Source organism: Mesorhizobium sp. M4A.F.Ca.ET.050.02.1.1 (assembly GCF_003997725.1).
Taxonomy (GTDB): domain Bacteria; phylum Pseudomonadota; class Alphaproteobacteria; order Rhizobiales; family Rhizobiaceae; genus Mesorhizobium.
On the sequence record NZ_RZSG01001234.1, the window covers coordinates 1 to 1,066 of the forward strand.

The following is a 1,066-nucleotide window of genomic DNA, read 5'->3' on the forward strand; positions in this document are numbered from 1 at the left end:
GCCTTGGTGTGCGCGCGACCGGCAATGATTCCGCGCTCAGGGCCGGTGAATACGAGATCAAGCCGCGCGCTTCGATGCGCGACATCATGGAACTCCTGAAGAGCGGCAAGTCGGTGATGTATTCGCTGACCATCCCCGAGGGGCTGACGGTCGAGCAGGCGCTGCAGCGCATCGCCGAGCAGGCCGCGCTGAGCGGCGACATGCCCGCGGCCATGCCGCCGGAAGGCAGTCTTGCCACCGACACGCTGCGCTTCACACGCGGCGCCACGCGCCAGCAGATGATCGACAAGCTTCTCGCCGACCAGAAGAAGCTGGTTGACGATGTCTGGGAGCGGCGCGCGCCGGATCTTCCGATCGCCAATGTCGAGGATTTCGTTACGCTGGCTTCGATCGTCGAGAAGGAGACGGGCAGGGGCGACGAGCGCTCGCGCGTGGCCGCCGTCTTCCTCAACCGGCTGGCCAAGGGCATGCGGCTGCAGTCCGATCCGACCATCATCTACGGCCTGTTCGGCGGCAAGGGAAAACCCACCGATCGCCCGATCTACCAGTCCGACATCGACAAGCAGACGCCCTACAACACCTATCTGATCAACGGCCTGCCGCCGACGCCGATCGCCAACCCAGGCCGAGCGGCGCTTGAGGCCGTCGCCAACCCGTCGAAGACCGATGACCTCTATTTCGTCGCCGACGGCACTGGCGGCCACGTCTTCGCCGCGACGCTCGAAGAGCATAACCAGAACGTTGCCCGCTACCGCGCGCTGCAGAAGAAGCAGGCCGAGGACGCCGCCAAGGCCGGCGCCGCAAAGGTCGAGGGCCAGACCGACGCGCCGGCCGATGGGGATGCGGGTGGCGACGCCGGCGGCGATGCGGGCGCCGCCCAATAGCGATAAACGGTTTTTGAACTTGTCCCTTGGCACTCGGCGGCAAGGGGCGCATTGATATTTTGACGGCGGCGCCTGATTGGAGAGCGCTGAGTTTATGGAGCAATTCCAGGAAAAGCACGGAACGGTTTTCCGTCTGGAATTGCGTGGAAACAAATAGTTGGAGCGGTTGGGCGATTCCATGA

General features: G+C 64.4%; 1 protein-coding gene. It reads left to right on the top strand.

Annotation, left to right across the window (positions count from 1 at the left end; all coding sequences use genetic code 11):
• On the top strand, positions 1–884 hold an 884-nt coding region (mltG, locus tag EOA33_RS36580; RefSeq protein WP_127407788.1), incomplete at its 5' end, for an endolytic transglycosylase MltG.
• Positions 885–1,066: the final 182 nt, after the last annotated feature.